The organism is Streptomyces hilarionis (genome assembly GCF_024539675.1).
Classification (GTDB): Bacteria; Actinomycetota; Actinomycetes; order Streptomycetales; family Streptomycetaceae; genus Streptomyces; species Streptomyces hilarionis.
This window is the reverse complement of sequence record NZ_JAHHIT010000072.1, coordinates 1-19024: the sequence shown is the minus strand read 5'-3', so window position 1 is coordinate 19024 and position 19024 is coordinate 1. Positions and strand designations below refer to the sequence as shown.

The following is a 19024-nucleotide window of genomic DNA, read 5'->3' as shown; positions in this document are numbered from 1 at the left end:
ACTGCCGTTACGCCGGCACCGACGCCATGCCCGGCGCCAGGAACTTCTTGCCGTTGACGCGCTCGGAGACGCCCTCGCGGTCCAGGTACGGCGTGATGCCGCCCAGGTGGAAGGGCCAGCCCGCGCCCGTGATCAGGCACAGGTCGATGTCCTGCGCCTCGGCGACGACGCCCTCGTCGAGCATGAGCCCGATCTCCTGCGCCACCGCGTCCAGGACGCGCGCCCGCACCTGCTCCTCGGTCAGGACGGTGTCGCCCTGGTTCAGGAGCGCCGAGACCTCGGGGTCCAGCTCCGGCTTGCCGCTGTCGTAGACGTAGAAGCCGCGCTTGCCCGCCTTGACGACGGCCGCGAGGTTCGGGGAGACCGTGAAGCGGTCCGGGAACGCCCGGTTGAGGGTCTCCGAGACGTGCAGGCCGATGGCCGGGCCGACCAGCTCCAGCAGCACCAGCGGGGACATCGGCAGGCCGAGCGGCTCCACCGCCTTCTCGGCGACCGCGACCGGGGTGCCCTCGTCGATGACGTTCTGCACCTCGCCCATGAAGCGGGTGAGGATGCGGTTGACGACGAACGCCGGGGCGTCCTTCACCAGGACCGCGGTCTTCTTCAGCTTCTTGGCGACGGCGAAGGCGGTGGCCAGCGACGCGTCGTCGGTCTGCTCGCCGCGCACGATCTCCAGCAGCGGCAGGATCGCGACCGGGTTGAAGAAGTGGAAGCCCACGACGCGCTCGGGGTGCTTCAGCTTCGACGCCATCTCGGAGACCGACAGCGAGGAGGTGTTGGTGGCGAAGATCGCGTGCGCCGGGGCGACGGCCTCGACCTCGGCGAACACCTGCTGCTTGACGCCGATCTCCTCGAACACGGCCTCGATGACGAAGTCCGCGTCGGAGAAGCCCTCGGCCTTGTCCAGGACGCCGGAGACCAGCGCCTTGAGACGGTTGGCCTTGTCCTGGTTGATGCGGCCCTTGCCGAGCAGCTTGTCGATCTCGGCGTGGACGTAGCCCACACCCTTGTCGACGCGCTCCTGGTCGATGTCGGTCAGCACGACCGGCACCTCGAGGCGGCGCAGGAACAGCAGGGCGAGCTGCGAGGCCATCAGGCCCGCGCCCACGACGCCGACCTTGGTGACCGGACGGGCCAGGGACTTGTCCGGGGCGCCGGCCGGGCGCTTGGCGCGCTTCTGCACCAGGTTGAACGCGTAGATGCCGGCGCGCAGTTCACCGCCCATGATCAGGTCGGCGAGCGCCACGTCCTCGGCGTCGTAGCCCTGCTGGAGGTCGCCGTTCTTGGCGGCGGCGATGATGTCCAGGGCGCGGTAGGCGGCCGGGGCCGCGCCGTGCACCTTGCTGTCCGCGACGAACCGGCCGCGGGCGACGGCCTGGTCCCAGGCCTCGCCGCGGTCGATCACCGGGCGGTCGACGACGATCTCGCCCTTGAGGACGGACGCCGTCCAGATCAGCGACTGCTCCAGGAAGTCCGCGCCCTCGAACAGGGCGTCGGCGATGCCCAGTTCGTAGACCTGAACGCCCTTGAGCTGCTTGTTCTGGTTGAGCGAGTTCTCGATGATCACCGAGACGGCCTTGTCCGCGCCGATCAGGTTCGGCAGCAGCGTGCAGCCGCCCCAGCCGGGGACCAGACCGAGGAAGACCTCGGGCAGCGAGAACGCGGGCAGCGCCGCGGACACCGTGCGGTACCGGCAGTGCAGGCCGACCTCGACGCCGCCGCCCATCGCCGCGCCGTTGTAGTAGGCGAACGTGGGGACCGCGAGACCCGCGAGGCGCTTGAAGACCTCGTGGCCGCCCTTGCCGATGGCGAGCGCGTCCTTGTGGTCCTTGAGGAGCTCGACGCCCTTGAGGTCCGCGCCGACGGCGAAGATGAACGGCTTGCCGGTGACGCCGACGCCGACGATCTCGCCCGCCGCGGCCTCCTTCTCGACCTGGTCGATCGCCAGGTCGAGGTTGGCCAGCGACTGCGGGCCGAAGGTGGTCGGCTTGGTGTGGTCGAAGCCGTTGTCGAGCGTGATCAGGGCGAAGCGCCCCGCGCCGAACGGCAGGTCCAGGTGACGTACGTGCGCCTGGGTGACGACCTCGTCGGGGAACAGCTCGGCCGCGCCCTTGAGAAGCTCAGCGGTGGTGGTGCTCACTTGTCGCCTCCGGCGGACTCGAAGTGCGGGTTCTCCCAGACGACCGTCGCGCCCATGCCGAAGCCGACGCACATGGTGGTCAGGCCGTAGCGGACCTCCGGCTGCTCCTCGAACTGGCGGGCCAGCTGCGTCATCAGACGGACGCCGGAGGAGGCGAGGGGGTGGCCGAAGGCGATCGCGCCGCCGTACTGGTTGACGCGCTCGTCGTCGTCGGCGATGCCGTAGTGGTCCAGGAAGGCCAGGACCTGGACGGCGAAGGCCTCGTTGACCTCGAACAGGCCGATGTCGGAGATGGACAGTCCCGCCTGGGCGAGGGCCTTCTCGGTGGCCGGGATCGGGCCGTAGCCCATGACCTCCGGCTCGACGCCCGCGAAGGCGTACGACACCAGACGCATCTTGACCGGCAGGTCGTTCTCGCGCGCGAAGTCCTCGGACGCGATGAGCGAGGCGGTCGCGCCGTCGTTCAGACCGGCCGCGTTTCCGGCGGTGACCCGGCCGTGGACGCGGAACGGCGTCTTGAGGCCGGAGAGGTTCTCCAGCGTCGTCCCCGGGCGCATCGGCTCGTCGGCGGTGACCAGGCCCCAGCCCGTCTCACCGGCCTCCGCGTTGGTGCGGCGCACCGAGATCGGGACCAGGTCGGCCTGGATCTTGCCGTTGGCGTACGCCTTGGCGGCCTTCTCCTGGGAGCGCACGGCGTACTCGTCGGCGCGCTGCTTGGTGATCTGCGGGTAGCGGTCGTGCAGGTTCTCCGCCGTCATGCCCATGAACAGGGCGGACTCGTCGACCAGCTTCTCGCTCACGAACCGCGGGTTCGGGTCCACGCCCTCGCCCATCGGGTGGCGGCCCATGTGCTCGACGCCGCCGGCGATGGCGACGTCGTACGCGCCGAAGGCGACCGAGCCGGCGACCGAGGTGACGGCCGTCAGGGCGCCCGCGCACATGCGGTCGATGGAGTAGCCGGGCACGGAGGTCGGCAGGCCGGCCAGGATGCCGGCGGTGCGGCCGAGGGTCAGGCCCTGGTCGCCGATCTGCGTGGTCGCGGCGATGGCGACCTCGTCGATCTTCTTCGGGTCGAGACCGGGGTTGCGGCGCAGCAGCTCCCGGATCGCCTTCACGACGAGGTCGTCGGCCCGGGTCTCGTGGTAGATGCCCTTCGGGCCCGCCTTGCCGAACGGGGTACGGACGCCGTCTACGAAGACGACGTCCCTGACGGTACGAGGCACGATGGCTCTCCTCCAGGGTGCGGGGTGGCACTGCTGCGGCACGCAAGCGCTGAGCGCGCGCTCAGAACCCATGCTACTTGTGGGTAACGTAGCTGCACACCCCTGCCGGGCGGAGCGGCGAACGTCACACCGGCGGCGCACGACGACCATCCTGGCTCACGACCGCGGCGGCGCCGTGGATCCCCTCGGCGTGAGCACCGGCGTCGGCACCGGATGCGACCCCGGACCCGCCCCGGTGATCACCCCGAACAGCGTACGCGCCGCCTCCGCGCCGAAACCGTGCACGTCGTGGCTCATGGCGGAGAGCGTCGGATGGGTGAGGCGGCACAGCTGGGAGTCGTCCCACGCGAGAAGGGACACGTCGCCCGGCACGGCGAGCCCCATCTCGGCCGCCACCGCCAGCCCGGCCACCGCCATGATGTCGTTGTCGTAGACGATGGCGGTGGGCCGGTCCGCGGGGTCGGCCGTCAGCATCGACCGGGTGGCCCGCGCGCCCGCCTCCCCCGAGTAGTCCGTGGCCACCTGCCACGCCCCGGCCAGCCCGAGGCTGCGCGCGGCCGCGTCGAAGGCGGCCGTGCGCATCACCGTGTGGCCGAGCGCGGCCGCGCCCCCCACCCGCGCGACGCGCCGGTGCCCGAGGGCGGCGAGGTAGCGCACCGCCTCCGTCACCGCCGTCGCGTCGTCGGTCCACACCGACGTCAGGCTCCCGGTGAGCGAGGGGTGCCCCACCGCCACCACCGGCATCCCCAGCCGCTCGGCCGCCGCCACCCGGGGATCGTCGGCCCGGAAGTCCACCAGGATCGACCCGCCGACCTGCCGGCCCCGCCACCACGACTCCTGAAGCCCGACCTCCTCCTCGACGTGCCGCACCAGCCGCAGCAGCAGCGAGCAGGAGTGCTCGGTCAGCACGCTCTCCACCCCGGAGACGAACTCCATGTAGAACGGCTCCAGACCCAGCATCCGCGCCGGCCGGCAGATCGCGAGACCCACCACGTCCACCCGCGAACTCGACAGCGACCGGGCCGTCAGGTTCGGCTCCCAGCCCAACTCCCGTGCCGCGGTGAAGATCCGGTCCCGGGTCGCTTCCGACAGCCCCGGTTTGCGGTTGAAGGCGAGGGACACCGCGCCCTTGGACACCCCGGCGCGCGCGGCGACGTCCTTGATGGTGACCCGGGACGTCGGGGAGGCTGTCATCGCGGTGGCTCCTGGCAGTAGAGCGCGGCCCGGGCGGCGGCGGCGTCCGGATTCTCCCAGCCCTCGACGCCGATGGTCACCCGTTCGCCCGGCAACAGCGTCACCAGCCCCCGGTCCGCCCGGGCGCGCGGGTCCAGCCGGTCGGCTTGCAGCAGCAGGTCCCGGACCAGCGTGCGCGCGGTGACCGTGACGGCCCCCGGGGCCACGCCCACCTCGAACTTTGGCCGCGGGTACGGGATCTCGCGGTCCGGCGCCGGGAAGTACAGGGCCCGCAGCCCGCCGCCGCCCGCACGGCTCCCCGGGCGCGCACCGGTGCGCAGCGGCGCCGTCGCGTCGGCCACCAGGAACTCCTTCGCCCCGGCCGGCTCCAGTTCGGCCGGCACCCGCACCACGCCGACCTCCCGCGCGCGGACGATCAGGCGCTCCTCGGCGAGACCGGTCACCTCGCCCTCGACGGACATCCGGCGCAGCGTCAGCGTGCCCGCCCACCGCTCGGCGCACTGGTTGACGGCGGCCACCACCAGCCGCCCGTCCCGCTCCTGCACGGTGAGCAGCCGGTCCGCGTACAGGCGCCGCAACTCGTGGTAGAGCGGCTTCTCCCGCCCGTCCCCGTCGATCGCCGACCACGAGGTCACCGGCCAGCAGTCGTTGAGCTGCCAGACGATCGTCCCCGCGCACACGGGCCAGTGGGACCGCCAGTGCTCGATCCCGGTGGCCACCGCGCGCGCCTGGTTGACCTGGGTGAGGTAGTGCCAGCGGTCGAAGTCCGCCTCGGGCGCGGCGAAGTGGCGGGCGAGCCCGCGCTCCAGCTTGCCGTTGCCGTCCTCGGCCTTCTGGTGGTGCAGCATGCCGGGGGAGTCCGCCGCGAGCTCCTCGCCGGGGAGGGCCCGCCGCAGGGTCGCGTGGGCGGGCGGGGCCTGCCAGCCGAACTCGGCGACGAACCGCGGCACGTCGTCGCGGTAGGCGGTGTAGTCCTGCCGGTTCCACACCTCCCACGAGTGGTGCGTCCCGTGCGCCGGGTCGTTCGGGTGCCGGAGCCAGGAGCCCGACCAGGGGCTGCCCGCTGTGTACGGCCGCGTCGGATCCAGCTCGGCGACCACACGGGGGAGCAGGCCCAGGTAGTACCCCTCGCCCCAGGAGTCGCCGCCGAGCCGCTCCTGCCACCCCCAGTCCCAAAAGCCCCACAGGTTCTCGTTGTTGCCGTTCCACAGCACGAGCGACGGGTGCGGCATCAGCCGTACGACGTTCTCCCGGGCCTCCGCCTCCACCTCGCCCCGCAGCGGCTGCTCCTCCGGGTAGGCCGCGCACGCGAACGGGAAGTCCTGCCACACCAGCAGGCCCAGTTCGTCGCAGGCGTCGTAGAAGTCCTCGCTCTCGTAGAGGCCGCCGCCCCACACCCGCACCAGGTCGACGCCCGCGTCGGCCGCCTGGCGCAGCCGCCCGCGGCAGCGCTCCCGTGTCACCCGGGACGGGAGGGCGTCGTCCGGGATCCAGTTCACGCCGCGGGCGAACAGCCGCTCACCGTTGACGACGAGCGTGAACCCGGTTCCCCGCGCGTCGGCGGACACGTCCAGCTCGACACGGCGGAACCCCACCCGCCGCCGCCACACGTCGAGCGGGACCTCCTCGTGATGGAGCGTCAATTCCACGTCGTACAGCGGCTGTCCGCCGTAGCCCCGCGGCCACCACAGCTCCGCGTCGGGCACCTCCACCCGCACGACCGCGCCGGCGCCCACGACCTCGGCGCGCACCCGCCGGTCCCCGACCCGGGCCACGAGCGTCAGCCCCGCCTCCACCCGGGTCCGCTCCACGTCGACGTGCAACTCGACGACGCCCAGGCCCTGTTCGACCGTCACCAGCGGGCGCACCCGGGCCAGCCGGGCCGTCGACCAGCGCTCCACCCGCACCGGACGCCAGATCCCGGCCGTCACCAGGGTGGGCCCCCAGTCCCAGCCGAAGGAGCAGGCCATCTTGCGCAGGTACTGGTACGGCTCGGTGTAGGCCCCCGGCCGGTCGCCGACCTTCCCGCGCACCGCCTCCGCCTCCGCGTAGGCCGAGACGAACCGCACGGACAGCGGCCCGTCGAGCCCCGTCACGTCGAAGCGGTACGAGCGGTGCATGTTGCGCACCCGGCCGAGCGGGTGGCCGTTCAGCGTGATCTCCGCGACCGTGTCGAGCCCCTCGAAGACCAGGTCCGTCTGCTCGTGGCCGGACGGCGCGGCCGGCAGGCGCCTCTCGTACGTCCACTCCCGCCGCCCCACCCACGCGACCTCGCTCTCGCCCAGGCCGAGGAACGGGTCGGGGATGACCCCCGCGGCGAGCAGATCGGTGTGCACGCAGCCCGGCACCACCGCCGGGAGCGCCTTCCCCTCGTGCCGCAGCGTCCATCCGTCGTCGAGCGGTGAGGCCTCCAGCATGCGCACTCCCTAAACCGGTCAAGCCCACAACTGAGCGCCAGTTCTGCATCGTTGGCGGGAATCTGACTTTACCGGTTGAGAAAGCGCTGTCAGAGTGCCGAATCAGCCAACCCGCCCGCACTCGACCACCCCGCCCGCCGTCGACCGACCCGCCGCGCTCGACCACCGCACTCGTGCTCGACCACCCCGTACGTGCTCGTCCGTCCCGAGAACGCCCCGAGAACGGAAGTGACGCACATGAACCGTCGTACAGCCCAGGTCCTCGCCACGGTCGCGGGAGCCGCCCTGCTGCTCCCCGGCTGCACCGGCACCGGAGGCAGCAGTCAGGGGGCGGACGCGAAGGCGCCCGACGACCCCTCGAAGGTCAGCGGAACCATCACGGTCCTCACCGTGCGGACCGACCTCGTGCAGGACGGCACGATGAAGAAGTACGCCGCCGAGTTCAACAAGACCTATCCCAAGGTCACAGTGGAGTTCCAGGCCCTGACCAACTACGAGGCCGAGATCAAGATCCGCATGAACACGGACGACTACGGCGACGTCCTGCTGATTCCGGCGGTCATCAAGAAGGACGACTACCCGAAGTTCTTCGCCTCCCTCGGCACCCGGGCCGAACGCAGCAGGAAATACCGCTTCACCGACTTCACCACCGTCGGCGGCAAGGTCTACGGGCAGAGCCCGGTCGGCGTCATGCCCGGCTTCGTCTACAACAAGCGGGTCTGGAAGGAGGCCGGCGTCACCGCCTGGCCCACCACCCCGGCCGAGTTCCTCGCCGACCTGAAGGCGATCAAGGCGAAGACCGACGCGATCCCGTACTACACCAACTTCGCCGCCCAGTGGCCGCTCACCTCGTGGACGTACGTCGACGGCTCCGTCCACTGCGACCCCCGGGCGACGACGAGACTCGCCGAGGGCGATCCCTGGGCGCAGGGTTCCGACCTGCGCGTCGGGGACACGCTGTTGTACGACATCGTCCGGCAGGGGCTCGCCGAGAAGGACCCGACCACCAGCAACTGGGAGCAGTCCAAGCCCCGCACGGCCAAGGGCGAGATCGCCACGCAGTGGCTCGGCACCTGGGCGATCGTCCAGTTCCAGGACGCCGCGCGGAAGGCCGGCGTGAACCCCGACGACATCGGGTTCATGCCGTTCCCCGCGCAGACCGACGGCGCGTTCTGCGCGACCGTCGGCCCCGACTACCACCAGGCCGTCAACGTCCACTCGCCGCACAAGGAGGCCGCGCGCGCCTGGATCGACTGGTTCACCGACAAGTCGGGCTACGACAAGGACAATCTGGCCATCTCCCCGCTCAGGAACGCGCCCCTGCCCAAGGCGCTCGAGCCGTACGAGAAGGCGGGCGTGAAGCTCATCGAGCTGGACGACTCCGCGGGCGCCAGGGTCAAGCTGATCGACGACCGTTCCGAGGTCGGCATCTACAAGCCCGAGTACCGCCAGGACCTGGTCGACCTCGCGCGCGGCGCGAGGAAGGGCAGCCTGGACGACTTCCTCGGCGGCCTCGGCGAGAAGTGGACCAGGACGCAGAAGGACGTGAGCCACTGATGGCGCACGCCTACCCGCCTCCCCCCGGACCGGACACCGGGCAGGCGCCCACCGGGACCCGGAGCCGGCCCCGGACCGGGGAGCGCGGCCCGGCGGAGACCGGCGCGGGCGACCAAGGCCGGGCCCGGCGAAGCGCCCCCCGGCGCGGCGGGCCCCCGCCGGCCCCTCGCCGGCCGCGTGCCCGGCGGCTGCTGACGCCCTGGCTGTTCCTGCTCGCCCCGCTCGCCCTGCTGATCACCTTCACCTACGCGCCGATCGTGAACATGATCGCCTACAGCTTCACCGACTGGGACGGCGTCAGCCCCGAGCTGCACTACACGGGCGCGCAGAACTACGCGGAGATCTTCACCCGGGAGGACCTCTTCCAGGTGTTCTGGGTGAGCGGCTACTACCTGGCGGCCTCGGTGGTCCAGATCGTCGCCGCGCTCTACTTCGCGACGGTCCTGAGTTTCCGCGTCCGGTTCCGGAACTTCTTCAAGGGCGTGCTGTTCTTCCCGTCGCTGGTGAACGGCGTGGCCATCGGCTTCGTCTTCCTCTACTTCTTCCAGGACGGCGGCACGCTGGACACGGTCCTCCAGCTCTTCGGCCACCCCACCGACCGGGCCTGGCTGGGCACCCCGGTCTCGGCGAACGTCTCGCTGGCCGGCGTCTCGGTCTGGCGCTACCTCGGCATGAACTTCGTGCTCTTCCTCGGCGCGATCCAGTCCGTCCCCGGGGAGCTGTACGAGGCGGCCGAGCTGGACGGCGCCGGCCGGTGGCACCAGTTCCGCTACATCATCCTGCCCGGCATCCGACCGGTGCTGACGCTGACGGTGATCCTGTCCGTCTCCGGTTCCCTGTCGGCCTTCGAGATCCCGTACATCATGACCGGCGGGGCCACGGGCACCGAGACCTTCGTGATCCAGACCGTGAAGCTGGCCTTCCAGTTCAACAAGACGGGGCTCGCCTCCGCGGCGGCCGTCGTGCTGCTGCTGATCATCCTGCTGGTCACCTGGGTGCAGCGGCGCCTCGTCCCCGACGACAGGGTGGACCTCGTATGACACGCCGAGCCCTGGCCCGCGCGCTCGTGTACCTGTCGCTGATCGGCGCGACGCTGGTCGTGCTGCTCCCGCTGGGCGTCGTCCTGCTGACGTCCCTGAAGACGGAGCGGGAGACGGCCGACGGCAGCGGGGCGCTCACGCCGCCGGAGCACCCGTTCAACTTCCACAACTACGCGACGGCGTTCCGGGACGGCGGGATGCTCACGGCGTTCGGCAACACCGCCGTGATCCTCGTCGTCTCCGTCGGCGGGACGGTTCTCATCGGCTCGATGACGGCCTACGCGATCGACCGCTTCACCTTCCGGTTCCGCAGGGCGGTGGTCGCCCTGTTCCTGATCGCCGCGCTGGTCCCCGGGGTGACCACTCAGGTGGCCACCTTCCAGATCGTCCACAGCCTCGGCCTGTTCGACACCCGCTGGGCCCCGATCGCGCTGTACACGGGGACGGACATCGTCTCGATCTACATCTTCCTCCAGTTCGTGCGATCGATACCGATCTCCCTGGACGAGGCCGCGCGCCTCGACGGCGCCAACGCCTTCACGATCTACCGGAGGATCATCTTTCCGCTGCTGAAACCGGCGATCGCGACGGTCGTGATCGTGAAGGGCATAGCCGTCTACAACGACTTCTACATCCCGTTCCTCTACATGCCCTCTCAGGATCTTGGCGTGATCTCGACGTCGCTGTTCCGCTTCAAGGGGCCCTACTCCGCCCACTGGGAAACGATCTCGGCAGGCGCCGTCCTGGTCATCCTGCCGACGCTGATCGTCTTCCTCGCCCTCCAGAAGTACATCTACAACGGCTTCATGAGAGGAGCGACGAGGTAGCCGCCCGCGGGCCGCCGTGCGCGGCCCGCGGGCTAGGCGGCCGGTTCGGCCAGGGCCGTGGCGAGGACCGGTGCGACCTGCTCCACCTGCCAGGGCCGGGCCCCGTATCCGGTGAGCGCGGCGGCGACCGCGTCCCGGTCGGCGGCCGGCGGCTCCCAGCACACGCGTCGCACCGCGTCCGGAGCGATCAGGTTCTCCTGCGGCATGTTGAGCTCCTCGGCCAGCGCGGACACCGCGGACCGCGCCGCGGACAGCCGGGCCGCCGCCGCGGGGTCCTTGTCGGCCCAGGCGCGGGGCGGCGGGGGCCCGGCGACCGGCTGCCCGGGCTGCGGCAGCTGCGACTCGCCGAGCGACCTGGCCCGGTCGACGGCGGCCTGCCACTGCTCCAGCTGCCGCCGGCCCATCCGGTGCCCGAAGCCGTTCAGCGCGGCCAGCGCGTGCACGTTCACCGGGAGGGCGAGCGCCGCCTCGACGATGGCCGCGTCCGAGAGGACCTTGCCCGGTGAGACGTCGCGCCGCTGGGCGATCTGGTCGCGGGTCTGCCACAGCTCGCGGACCACGCCCAGCTGCCGCCGGCGGCGCACCTTGTGCATGCCGGAGGTGCGGCGCCAGGGGTCCTTGCGGGGCTCGGGCGGCGGGGCGGAGGCGATCGCGTCGAACTCCTGGCGGGCCCACTCCAGCTTGCCCTGCCGGTCCAGCTCCTTCTCCAGCGCGTCGCGCAGGTCGACGAGGAGCTCGACGTCGAGGGCCGCGTAGCGCAGCCACGGATCGGGCAGCGGCCGGGTCGACCAGTCCACCGCGGAGTGGCCCTTCTCCAGCACGAAGCCCAGCACGCCCTCGACCATCGCGCCGAGGCCGACCCGCGGGAAACCGGCCAGCCGTCCGGCCAGCTCGGTGTCGAACAGCCGCGTCGGCGTCATGCCTATCTCCCGCAGACAGGGCAGATCCTGGGTGGCCGCGTGCAGCACCCACTCCACGTCGCTGAGCACGTCGCCGAGCGCGGACAGGTCGGGACAGGCCACCGGGTCGATGAGCGCGCTCCCCGCGCCCTCGCGGCGCAGCTGCACGAGATAGGCGCGCTGGCCGTAGCGGTAGCCGGAGGCGCGCTCGGCGTCGACGGCGACGGGGCCGGAGCCCGCGGCGAACGCGGCGATCACCTCGACGAGGGAGGCCTCGTCGGCGATCACGGGCGGAATGCCCTCGCGCGGTTCCAGCAGAGGTGTCGGCGCCCCGGAAGCAGTAGATCCGCCGTCGTCCGGAGGGGCGCCTCCGGTGGTTCGCAGTGAACTGGCTGCTGCGGTTTCTTGGGCGTCGGTCACCTGTCAAGGGTATCCGTGTATCGACGGCACCCGCCGACGGAACGTTCCGTCGACGGGTGCCGGGGGGTCGTAAACCAGTCAGGCCGGTGAACGGCCGGGGCGGACGGCCGACCGCGCGGGGCCGGGAGCCGGGGCGGGGAGCCGGTGGCCGAGCGCCGGAGCCGACCGGTGACGGCCGACGGGGCAGCTCATGGGGGGAAGGAGTGAGGGGAAGGGGGGTGGGAGGCGTGGGGGCGACGGAACGCCGTCAGTGGATGATGCCGGTGCGCAGGGCCACCGCGACCATGCCGGCCCGGTCGCCCGTGCCGAGCTTGCGGGCGATGCGGGCGAGGTGGCTCTTGACGGTCAGCGCGGACAGGCCCATCGAGACGCCGATGGCCTTGTTCGACTGGCCCTCGGCGACCAGTCGCAGCACCTCGACCTCGCGGCCGGAGAGCTCGCGGTAGCCGCCCGGGTGGCTCGGGGCGCCCGGGGGGCGGCGGTGCATACGGGCGGCCGAGCCGAGGGGAGCCGCACCGGGCCGGCTGGGGAGGCCGAGGTTGGTGCGGGTGCCGGTGACGACGTAGCCCTTGACGCCGCCCGCGAGGGCGTTGCGCACGGCGCCGATGTCGTCCGCGGCGGACAGGGCGAGCCCGTTGGGCCAGCCCGCCGCGCGGGTCTCCGACAGGAGGGTGAGTCCGGAGCCGTCGGGCAGGTGGACGTCGGCGACGCAGATGTCGCGGGGGTTGCCGATGCGGGGACGAGCCTCCGCGATGGACGAGGCCTCGATGACGTCGCGCACACCGAGCGCCCAGAGATGGCGGGTGACGGTGGAGCGGACGCGCGGGTCGGCCACGACCACCATGGCGGTGGGCTTGTTCGGGCGGTAGGCGACCAGGCTTGCGGGCTGCTCGAGGAGAACGGACACCAGGCCTCCTGGATGGGGGACGGGGGCCGGCTCGTGGGGGCTTGTGGGGAGGAAGCCGGGACGAACCGTGCTTTCAAGGTCACAGTCGTCTTCGGCAGCGAACCCGGGGTCCTTTAGAGAATGATCACGATCTAGTGAGTAACAATACGTGCAATTCGGACACGCGATCGATCATCCGAAGATCGAGTCGGTTTAAGTGGGTGTCTTACGGGATCGAAAATGGTCGTATCGACAAAGAGATGGTCAACGTGACTGGGGCCCCCTGCGCTGCGGCAGCGTCACCACCGACGCGTCCCCCGGCCCGGCCGGCGGCAGCCCCGCCACCTGCGCCAGCAGATCGCACCAGGACGCCAGGTGCGCCCCGGTGTCCGGTACCCCGCCCAGCCCCTCGCGCGGCGTCCAGGAGGCCCGGATCTCGATCTGCGAGGTCGCCGGCCGCTCCGCCAGCCCGCCGAAGTAGTGCGAACTCGCGCGCGTGACGGTCCCGCTCGGCTCTCCGTACGTCAGTCCGCGGGCCTGGAGCGCGCCGGTCAGCCACGACCAGCACACCTCCGGCAGCAGCGGATCCGCGGCCATCTCCGGTTCCAGTTCAGCGCGCACGAGGGTGACCAGCCGGAACGTCCCGTGCCAGGCGTCGTGCCCGGCCGGATCGTGCAGCAGCACCAGCCGGCCGTCGGCCAGGTCCTGGTCGCCGTCCACGACCGTCGCCTCCAGCGCGTGCGCGAAGGGGGCGAGCCGCTTCGGGGCCGGCGTCTGCTCGACCTCGATCTGCGGCCGCAGCCGCGCCGCTCTCAGCGCGTCGACGGCGGCCCGGAAGGGCAGCGGAGTCGACGTGCTCCCATCCCGGTCCCCCTCGTTCGCGTCATCCATTCCGCCAGCGTCGTCCGACAGTCGTCCCTGAGCCGCAGCCATGCGGGGAAGATTAAGGGGAACGGGGCCTTCGCGCAGGGCAAGACACCCGTGCGCGGCTCGCGGACGGGTGCGCGCTGGGCGAACAGGCGCACGGTCCCGCGCGGCCGCGGCGCCACGGAAGAGGGACCCGCGGGCCCCGCGCACAGCGGCACGGCGGGCCGACGGGCGGGGCGACGGGGGCGGCCGAAGGGCGGGGGAGCGCGGGAAGCGTCACGGGAGGGCCCGTAAGAGCGCCCGGAAGAGGCACGGAAGAGGCACCGAACCGGCACGGAACCGGCCGGGAAGATGCACGGGACGGGCACGGGACGGGCACGGGTCGGGCACGAGGTGCGAGCGGGAGAGGCGCCGCAGAGGCGGGACCCGGACGCGGCAGGGCGCGCGAGGGCGACCGCGGCGACCGGGGTCCCTGCGGCCCGGGGGGCGGCCCGGGGGGCGGCCCGGGCGTCCGCGGCGCCGTGCGAGACTTGCCGTCGTGAGCGCGAACGAGAGCCCCGCGGGCCGGCAGCCGACAGCGACGTACGACAGTGCCTTCCTGAAGGCGTGCAGGCGCGAGCCCGTGCCGCACACGCCCGTGTGGTTCATGCGCCAGGCGGGGCGCTCGCTGCCGGAGTACCGCAAGGTCCGCGAGGGCGTCGGGATGCTCGACTCCTGCATGCGCCCGGACCTCGTCACCGAGATCACCCTGCAACCGGTGCGCCGGCACGACGTGGACGCGGCGATCTACTTCAGCGACATCGTCGTCCCGCTCAAGGCCATCGGCATCGACCTCGACATCAAGCCGGGCGTCGGCCCCGTCGTCGAGCGCCCGATCCGCACCCGCGCCGACCTCGCCCAGCTGCGCGACCTCACCCCCGAGGACGTCTCCTACGTCACCGAGGCCATCGGCCTGCTGACGGCCGAGCTCGGCGCCACCCCCCTCATCGGCTTCGCGGGCGCTCCGTTCACCCTCGCGAGCTACCTCGTCGAGGGCGGTCCGTCGCGCACGTACGAGAACGCCAAGGCGATGATGTACGGCGAGCCCGAGCTCTGGGCCGACCTGCTCGACCGCCTCGCGGACATCACGGCCGCCTTCCTGAAGGTGCAGATCGAGGCGGGCGCGAGCGCCGTGCAGCTCTTCGACTCCTGGGCCGGCGCCCTCGCACCGGCCGACTACCGCCGCTCGGTGCTGCCCGCCTCCGCGAAGGTCTTCGACGCGGTCGAGGCCTACGGCGTCCCGCGCATCCACTTCGGCGTCGGCACCGGAGAGCTGCTGAAGCTCATGGGTGAGGCCGGCGCGGACGTCGTCGGCGTCGACTGGCGCGTGCCGCTCGACGAGGCCGTGCGCCGGATCGGCCCCGGCAAGGCCCTCCAGGGCAACCTCGACCCCACCGTGCTGTTCGCCGGCTCCGAGGCCGTCGAGACCAAGGCCCGCGAGGTCCTCGACGCGGCGGCCGGGCTGGAGGGCCACGTCTTCAACCTCGGCCACGGCGTCATGCCGTCCACCGACCCCGACGCGCTGACCCGCCTGGTGGACTACGTCCACACGCAGACCGCCCGCTGACCCGCCCGGCGCGCCGCCGTCACCAGGTCTGACGGGGGCGCGCCCGCCTGCCGAACAGCAGGCCGCGCGGCTCCGGCGGCGGGGGCGTGCCCGCCTTGAGCGGCCAGGCGAGCAGCATGCCCGCGAGGAAGCCCACCACGTGCGCGGCGTACGCCACGGTGCCCGCGCCGGAGACGCCCTCGCCGGAGGAGTACACCGCCTGGAGCGCGAACCAGAAGCCCAGCACCAGCCATGCGGGCAGCCGCAGCGGCAGGAACACCAGGAACGGTACGAGCACCCACACCCTGGCCTTCGGGTACAGCACCAGGTAGGCCCCCAGCACCCCGGCGATCGCCCCGGACGCGCCGATGAGCGGATCGGTGGAGTCGGCGTTGAACAGCGCGAAGCCGTACGAGGCCGCGTAGCCGCAGACCACGTAGAACAGCGCGAAGCGCACGTGCCCCATCCGGTCCTCGATGTTGTTCCCGAAGATCAGCAGGAACAGCATGTTGCCCAGCAGGTGCAGCCAGCCCCCGTGCAGGAACATCGCGGTGAACACGCTCAGCGCCGGCGACTTGACGTAGTCCGGCGGGGCCAGCTGGCAGCCGGCGCCGCGCACCTCCCCGGTCGGCACCAGCTGAGCGAGCTGATGATGCATCAACTCCTTTGGCACAGCGGCGTAATGCTCCAGGAAGGCGTGCAGATGGCATGCCTGGGCGAGACTGCTGTCGCCCGCCACGGACCCGGACAGGCCGGGCATGAACAAGAACACGAGGACGTTCGCGCCGATCAGCGCGTACGTCACCACCGGGGTGCGGCGCACGGGGTTCACGTCATGCACGGGGATGACCACAAGGAAGGTCTGCCCACGATCCGTTCGTCGAATCGGTGAACGCGCCTGTCCGGCACTGCGTATGAAGCGGCAACCGCTCGCGGCACGAGGAAGGCGGGTCGCGGGGACGACGTGAGGAACAGGCGATGAACGACCGAGTTACTCCACCCATGCACGCCACCCCCGACGGCGAGGCGGAGCTCTCCCTGGTGATCAGGCTGCCGTGGGAGGACGTGGCGCGGCTCGGCCAGGAGGCCGGGCGGCTCGCTTCACAGATGCAGCGCCCGGTGACCCTGGACGAGGCCGTCAGCAACCGGCTGCGGACGCGGCCCGCGGCCGCGGCGCACGCGAAGCCCGCGGAGCAGACCTCCGCCGCGCCGGTCTCCGCTCTGCCGCGCCTGACCGGGACGGCGTAGCCGCCCCGCCAGGCGCCCCGGGGGGGCGGGGGCCGGTAGGACCGGCAGGGGTGCGACCGCGGGTGTCCGGCACGCGGTCGCACCCCTTTCGGCCCCTACCGCGCGGCGCCGTGCACCTTCGCCGTGGCCTTGCGGGCCGCCACCAGCACCGGGTCCCACACCGGGCTGAACGGAGGCGCGTACCCGAGGTCCAGGGCCGTCATCTGCTCCACCGTCATGCCCGCCGTCAGCGCGACGGCCGCGACGTCCACGCGCTTGGCCGCGCCCTCCCGCCCGACGATCTGGACCCCCAGCAGCCGGCCCGTCCTGCGCTCGGCGATCATCTTCACCGTCATGGGCGAGGCGCCCGGGTAGTAACCGGCGCGGCTGGTCGACTCGATGGTGACCGACTCGAACCGCAGGCCGGCCCGGCGCGCGTCCTTCTCCCGCAGGCCCGTGCGGGCGATCTCCAGGTCGCACACCTTGCTGACGGCGGTGCCCACCACGCCGGGGAACGTGGCGTACCCGCCCCCGACGTTGGCGCCGATGACCTGGCCGTGCTTGTTGGCGTGGGTGCCCAGCGCGATGTGGCGTTCCTGGCCGGACACCAGGTCCAGGACCTCGACGCAGTCGCCGCCCGCCCACACGCGCCCGTCGGCCAGGGGACCGCGCACCCGCATGGCGAGGTCGGTGAGCAGCCCGCCGTGCGCGCCCAACGGCAGCCCGGCGGCCCGCGCGAGCCCGGTCTCCGGGCGGACGCCGATGCCCAGCACCACCACGTCCGCCGGGTACTCGGCGTCCGCGGTCCGCACCGACCGCACGCGGCCGTCCTCACCGGTGCGGATCCCGGTGACCTCGGCGTCGTTGACCATGGTGATGCCCAGGCCCTCCATGGCCCGGTGCACCAGCCGGCCCATGTCCGGATCGAGCGTCGACATCGGCTCGCTGCCCCGGTTGACGACCGTCACCTCGTACCCGCGCTTGATGAGCGCCTCGGCCATCTCCACACCGATGTAGCCGGCTCCCACGACGACGGCCCGCTCGCCCCGCGCGCGGGCCAGCGAGTCCAGCAGCGCCTGCCCGTCGTCCAGGGTCTGCACCCCGTGCACGCCCGCCGCGTCCGCGCCCGGCAGGTCCGGCCGGACCGGACGCGCCCCCGTCGCGATGACGAGCTTGTCGTACGACGTCCAGGACTCCGCTCCCGACTCCACCTCCCGCGCGCGCACCCGCCGCCCGGACAGGTCGAGCTCCACGACCTCCGTGCGCAGCCGCAGGTCGATCCCCCGCGCGCGGTGCTCCTCGGGCGTGCGGGCGACCAGGTCGTCCCGCGCGTCGACGTCACCGCCCACCCAGTACGGGATGCCGCACGCCGAGTAGGAGGTGAAGTGGCCCCGCTCGAACGCGACGATCTCCAGTTCCCCGGGCCCCTTCAGCCGGCGGGCCTGGGACGCCGCGGACATGCCCGCGGCGTCCCCGCCGATCACGACCAGTCGCTCGATGCTCATGCGAACACGCTACGGGGCACTCCCCGTTCAGTCCTGCCCGGGCTCCTGGCGCGGTGCGGGGTACACGGGATGGGCGGGACGCGCGGGCTGCCCGGGCGCGCCGGTCGCCTCCGCCTCCGCCGCCCGCGCCGCCCGTCGCCGCGGGCGCACCAGCCGCAGCCAGGCCAGCAGGAGCAGGGCCGCGGCGGCCAGGAACGGCAGCAGCGCGCCGATCGCGACGGCGATCCAGCGCAGCGTCGTCACGAAGGCGTCCCAGCCTCCCGCCAGGGCGTCCACGAACCCCGGGTCGTCGTCCGCGGCGGCCCGCACCACCGGCTTCTCCGTCAGCGTCAGCGTGACCGTCGCGAGGCTCGTGCGGTCCTTCAGGGACGCCTGCTGCGCGAGCAGCGCCTCCAGGTCCGCCTCCCGCCGGCTGAGCTCGCCCTCCAGGGTGACGACGTCCCCGAGCTTCGTGGCCCGGTTCATCAGCTCGCGCACCCGTGCGACGCTCGCGCGCTGCGAGGCGACACGGCTCTCCACGTCGACGACCTGGTCCGTGACGTCCTGGGCCTTCGCCGTGCGCTCCAGCAGCTTGCCCGCGCCCTGGAGGGCGGCCAGGACGTCGTCGTACTTCTGGACGGGGACGCGCAGCACCACACGCGTGTGCTCGGCGCTGTCCTCGTCGCGCACGGTCGTCTCGTCGCCCACGTAGCCGCCCGCGTTCTCGGCGGTCGCGCGCGCCTCGTCCAGCGCCTTGGGCACGTCCTTGACCTGGACGGTGAGGGACGCGGTGCGGATGACGCGGTCGGCCGCCGGCCCGGGCTTCGGCGCCGCGGTCGCCCGGGAGCCGCTCGCGCCCGCGCCCTCCTTCGCGTCCTGGGCGGCGCCGGCGGCGGGTTCTCCGACGGCCGCCTTGTCGGCCGAGCTGTTCGCGCCCTTGTCGTCGGCGCCGCCGCAGCCGGTGAGTGCGAGGGCCGCGGTCAGCAGGACCACGGCCAGCGCGTGGGCGGGCCGCGCGGCGGTGCCCGTCGCGGGCGTGCCGCGGCCGGCGGACCGCCCGGCCGGGTGTGCGAGGTGTCGTGTGCGCATCTGGGTGTCCCCCCGGGGTGTGACGACTGACGTTCCTTCGACGCCCGGCACCGCCGAAACGTTGGCCGGGGCGGGTCCCGAACAGGTCACGGTCGGGACGCGGACGGGACACCGGGAACGGTGGGGCGGGGCGCCGGGAGCGGACCGCGCCGGACGGGCACGGCGCGGT

15 protein-coding genes are annotated in these 19024 nt (G+C 72.5%); 5 read left to right on the top strand and 10 right to left on the bottom strand.

Going from position 1 to position 19024, the window contains the following annotated elements; translation table 11 throughout:
* Nucleotides 1–7: 7 nt before the first annotated feature.
* The 4 genes from KMS84_RS18845 to KMS84_RS18830 all read right to left on the bottom strand — a co-directional run bounded on the left by KMS84_RS18845 (nt 8) and on the right by KMS84_RS18830 (nt 6974).
* Complete coding sequence (locus tag KMS84_RS18845; RefSeq protein ID WP_256917418.1) at nt 8–2140, bottom strand: 3-hydroxyacyl-CoA dehydrogenase NAD-binding domain-containing protein; 2133 nt, start codon at nt 2138–2140, stop codon at nt 8–10.
* Nucleotides 2137–3363, bottom strand: coding sequence for a thiolase family protein (locus KMS84_RS18840; protein ID WP_256917417.1), 1227 nt, complete (start codon nt 3361–3363; stop codon nt 2137–2139). Before KMS84_RS18840 ends, KMS84_RS18845 begins: the two co-directional genes overlap by 4 nt.
* Before the next feature lie 156 nt (nt 3364–3519).
* Complete coding sequence (locus KMS84_RS18835; RefSeq protein ID WP_256917416.1) at nt 3520–4557, bottom strand: LacI family DNA-binding transcriptional regulator; 1038 nt, start codon at nt 4555–4557, stop codon at nt 3520–3522.
* A complete protein-coding gene (locus KMS84_RS18830) occupies nt 4554–6974 on the bottom strand; it encodes a glycoside hydrolase family 2 protein (protein ID WP_256917415.1) in 2421 nt (806 codons plus the stop codon). The genes KMS84_RS18835 and KMS84_RS18830 overlap by 4 nt, the downstream gene beginning before the upstream one ends.
* A gap of 237 nt (nt 6975–7211) precedes the next feature.
* Between KMS84_RS18830 and KMS84_RS18825 the strand changes: the two genes are divergently transcribed.
* Genes KMS84_RS18825 through KMS84_RS18815 form a run of 3 tightly spaced genes read left to right on the top strand, consistent with a single transcriptional unit; the run spans nt 7212 to nt 10398 of the window.
* Nucleotides 7212–8531, top strand: a complete 1320-nt coding sequence (locus KMS84_RS18825) for an ABC transporter substrate-binding protein (RefSeq protein WP_256917414.1) — start codon at nt 7212–7214, stop codon at nt 8529–8531.
* On the top strand, nt 8531–9571 hold the full coding sequence (locus KMS84_RS18820) for a carbohydrate ABC transporter permease (RefSeq protein ID WP_256917413.1): 1041 nt from the start codon (nt 8531–8533) through the stop codon (nt 9569–9571). Before KMS84_RS18825 ends, KMS84_RS18820 begins: the two co-directional genes overlap by 1 nt.
* On the top strand, nt 9568–10398 hold the full coding sequence (locus KMS84_RS18815; protein WP_256917412.1) for a carbohydrate ABC transporter permease: 831 nt from the start codon (nt 9568–9570) through the stop codon (nt 10396–10398). Before KMS84_RS18820 ends, KMS84_RS18815 begins: the two co-directional genes overlap by 4 nt.
* 32 nt (nt 10399–10430) lie before the next feature.
* Here KMS84_RS18815 and KMS84_RS18810 read toward each other — a convergent pair whose 3' ends face one another.
* The 3 genes from KMS84_RS18810 to KMS84_RS18800 form a co-directional block, all read right to left on the bottom strand.
* Entirely contained in the window at nt 10431–11717 is a 1287-nt protein-coding gene (locus KMS84_RS18810; protein WP_256917411.1) for a ribonuclease D, read from the bottom strand.
* Nucleotides 11718–11964: 247 nt separating this feature from the next.
* Nucleotides 11965–12624 carry a helix-turn-helix transcriptional regulator gene (locus KMS84_RS18805; RefSeq protein ID WP_256917410.1) on the bottom strand — a complete coding sequence of 220 codons (660 nt, stop codon included), beginning with the start codon at nt 12622–12624 and terminating at the stop codon, nt 11965–11967.
* A 243-nt stretch (nt 12625–12867) separates the two neighbouring features.
* Complete coding sequence (locus KMS84_RS18800; protein ID WP_256917409.1) at nt 12868–13494, bottom strand: DUF3000 domain-containing protein; 627 nt, start codon at nt 13492–13494, stop codon at nt 12868–12870.
* 514 nt (nt 13495–14008) lie between these two features.
* On the opposite strand from KMS84_RS18800, the gene hemE reads away from it, so the two are divergent.
* A complete protein-coding gene (gene hemE, locus KMS84_RS18795) occupies nt 14009–15076 on the top strand; it encodes a uroporphyrinogen decarboxylase (RefSeq protein WP_256917408.1) in 1068 nt (355 codons plus the stop codon).
* A gap of 19 nt (nt 15077–15095) precedes the next feature.
* Here hemE and KMS84_RS18790 read toward each other — a convergent pair whose 3' ends face one another.
* Nucleotides 15096–15908 carry a rhomboid family intramembrane serine protease gene (locus KMS84_RS18790; RefSeq protein ID WP_256917407.1) on the bottom strand — a complete coding sequence of 271 codons (813 nt, stop codon included), beginning with the start codon at nt 15906–15908 and terminating at the stop codon, nt 15096–15098.
* A gap of 125 nt (nt 15909–16033) precedes the next feature.
* Between KMS84_RS18790 and KMS84_RS18785 the strand changes: the two genes are divergently transcribed.
* Nucleotides 16034–16303 carry a hypothetical protein gene (locus KMS84_RS18785; protein WP_256917406.1) on the top strand — a complete coding sequence of 90 codons (270 nt, stop codon included), beginning with the start codon at nt 16034–16036 and terminating at the stop codon, nt 16301–16303.
* Between the two features lie 95 nt (nt 16304–16398).
* On the opposite strand, the gene KMS84_RS18780 is transcribed toward KMS84_RS18785, so the two are convergent.
* Both KMS84_RS18780 and KMS84_RS18775 read right to left on the bottom strand, forming a co-directional pair.
* Nucleotides 16399–17787 (bottom strand): FAD-dependent oxidoreductase, encoded by a 1389-nt coding sequence (locus tag KMS84_RS18780; protein WP_256917405.1) that lies wholly within the window; start codon nt 17785–17787, stop codon nt 16399–16401.
* 27 nt (nt 17788–17814) lie between these two features.
* Nucleotides 17815–18855 (bottom strand): DUF4349 domain-containing protein, encoded by a 1041-nt coding sequence (locus tag KMS84_RS18775; RefSeq protein ID WP_256917404.1) that lies wholly within the window; start codon nt 18853–18855, stop codon nt 17815–17817.
* Nucleotides 18856–19024: the final 169 nt, after the last annotated feature.

Coding starts and splice junctions, on each gene's coding strand:
- KMS84_RS18835 (WP_256917416.1), bottom strand. CDS start 4,557: ATGACAGCCTCCCCGACGTCCCGGGTCACCATCAAGGACGTCGCCGCG.
- KMS84_RS18830 (WP_256917415.1), bottom strand. CDS start 6,974: ATGCTGGAGGCCTCACCGCTCGACGACGGATGGACGCTGCGGCACGAG.
- KMS84_RS18825 (WP_256917414.1), top strand. CDS start 7,212: ATGAACCGTCGTACAGCCCAGGTCCTCGCCACGGTCGCGGGAGCCGCC.
- KMS84_RS18820 (WP_256917413.1), top strand. CDS start 8,531: ATGGCGCACGCCTACCCGCCTCCCCCCGGACCGGACACCGGGCAGGCG.
- KMS84_RS18815 (WP_256917412.1), top strand. CDS start 9,568: ATGACACGCCGAGCCCTGGCCCGCGCGCTCGTGTACCTGTCGCTGATC.
- KMS84_RS18800 (WP_256917409.1), bottom strand. CDS start 13,494: ATGGATGACGCGAACGAGGGGGACCGGGATGGGAGCACGTCGACTCCG.
- KMS84_RS18785 (WP_256917406.1), top strand. CDS start 16,034: ATGAACGACCGAGTTACTCCACCCATGCACGCCACCCCCGACGGCGAG.
- KMS84_RS18780 (WP_256917405.1), bottom strand. CDS start 17,787: ATGAGCATCGAGCGACTGGTCGTGATCGGCGGGGACGCCGCGGGCATG.
- KMS84_RS18775 (WP_256917404.1), bottom strand. CDS start 18,855: ATGCGCACACGACACCTCGCACACCCGGCCGGGCGGTCCGCCGGCCGC.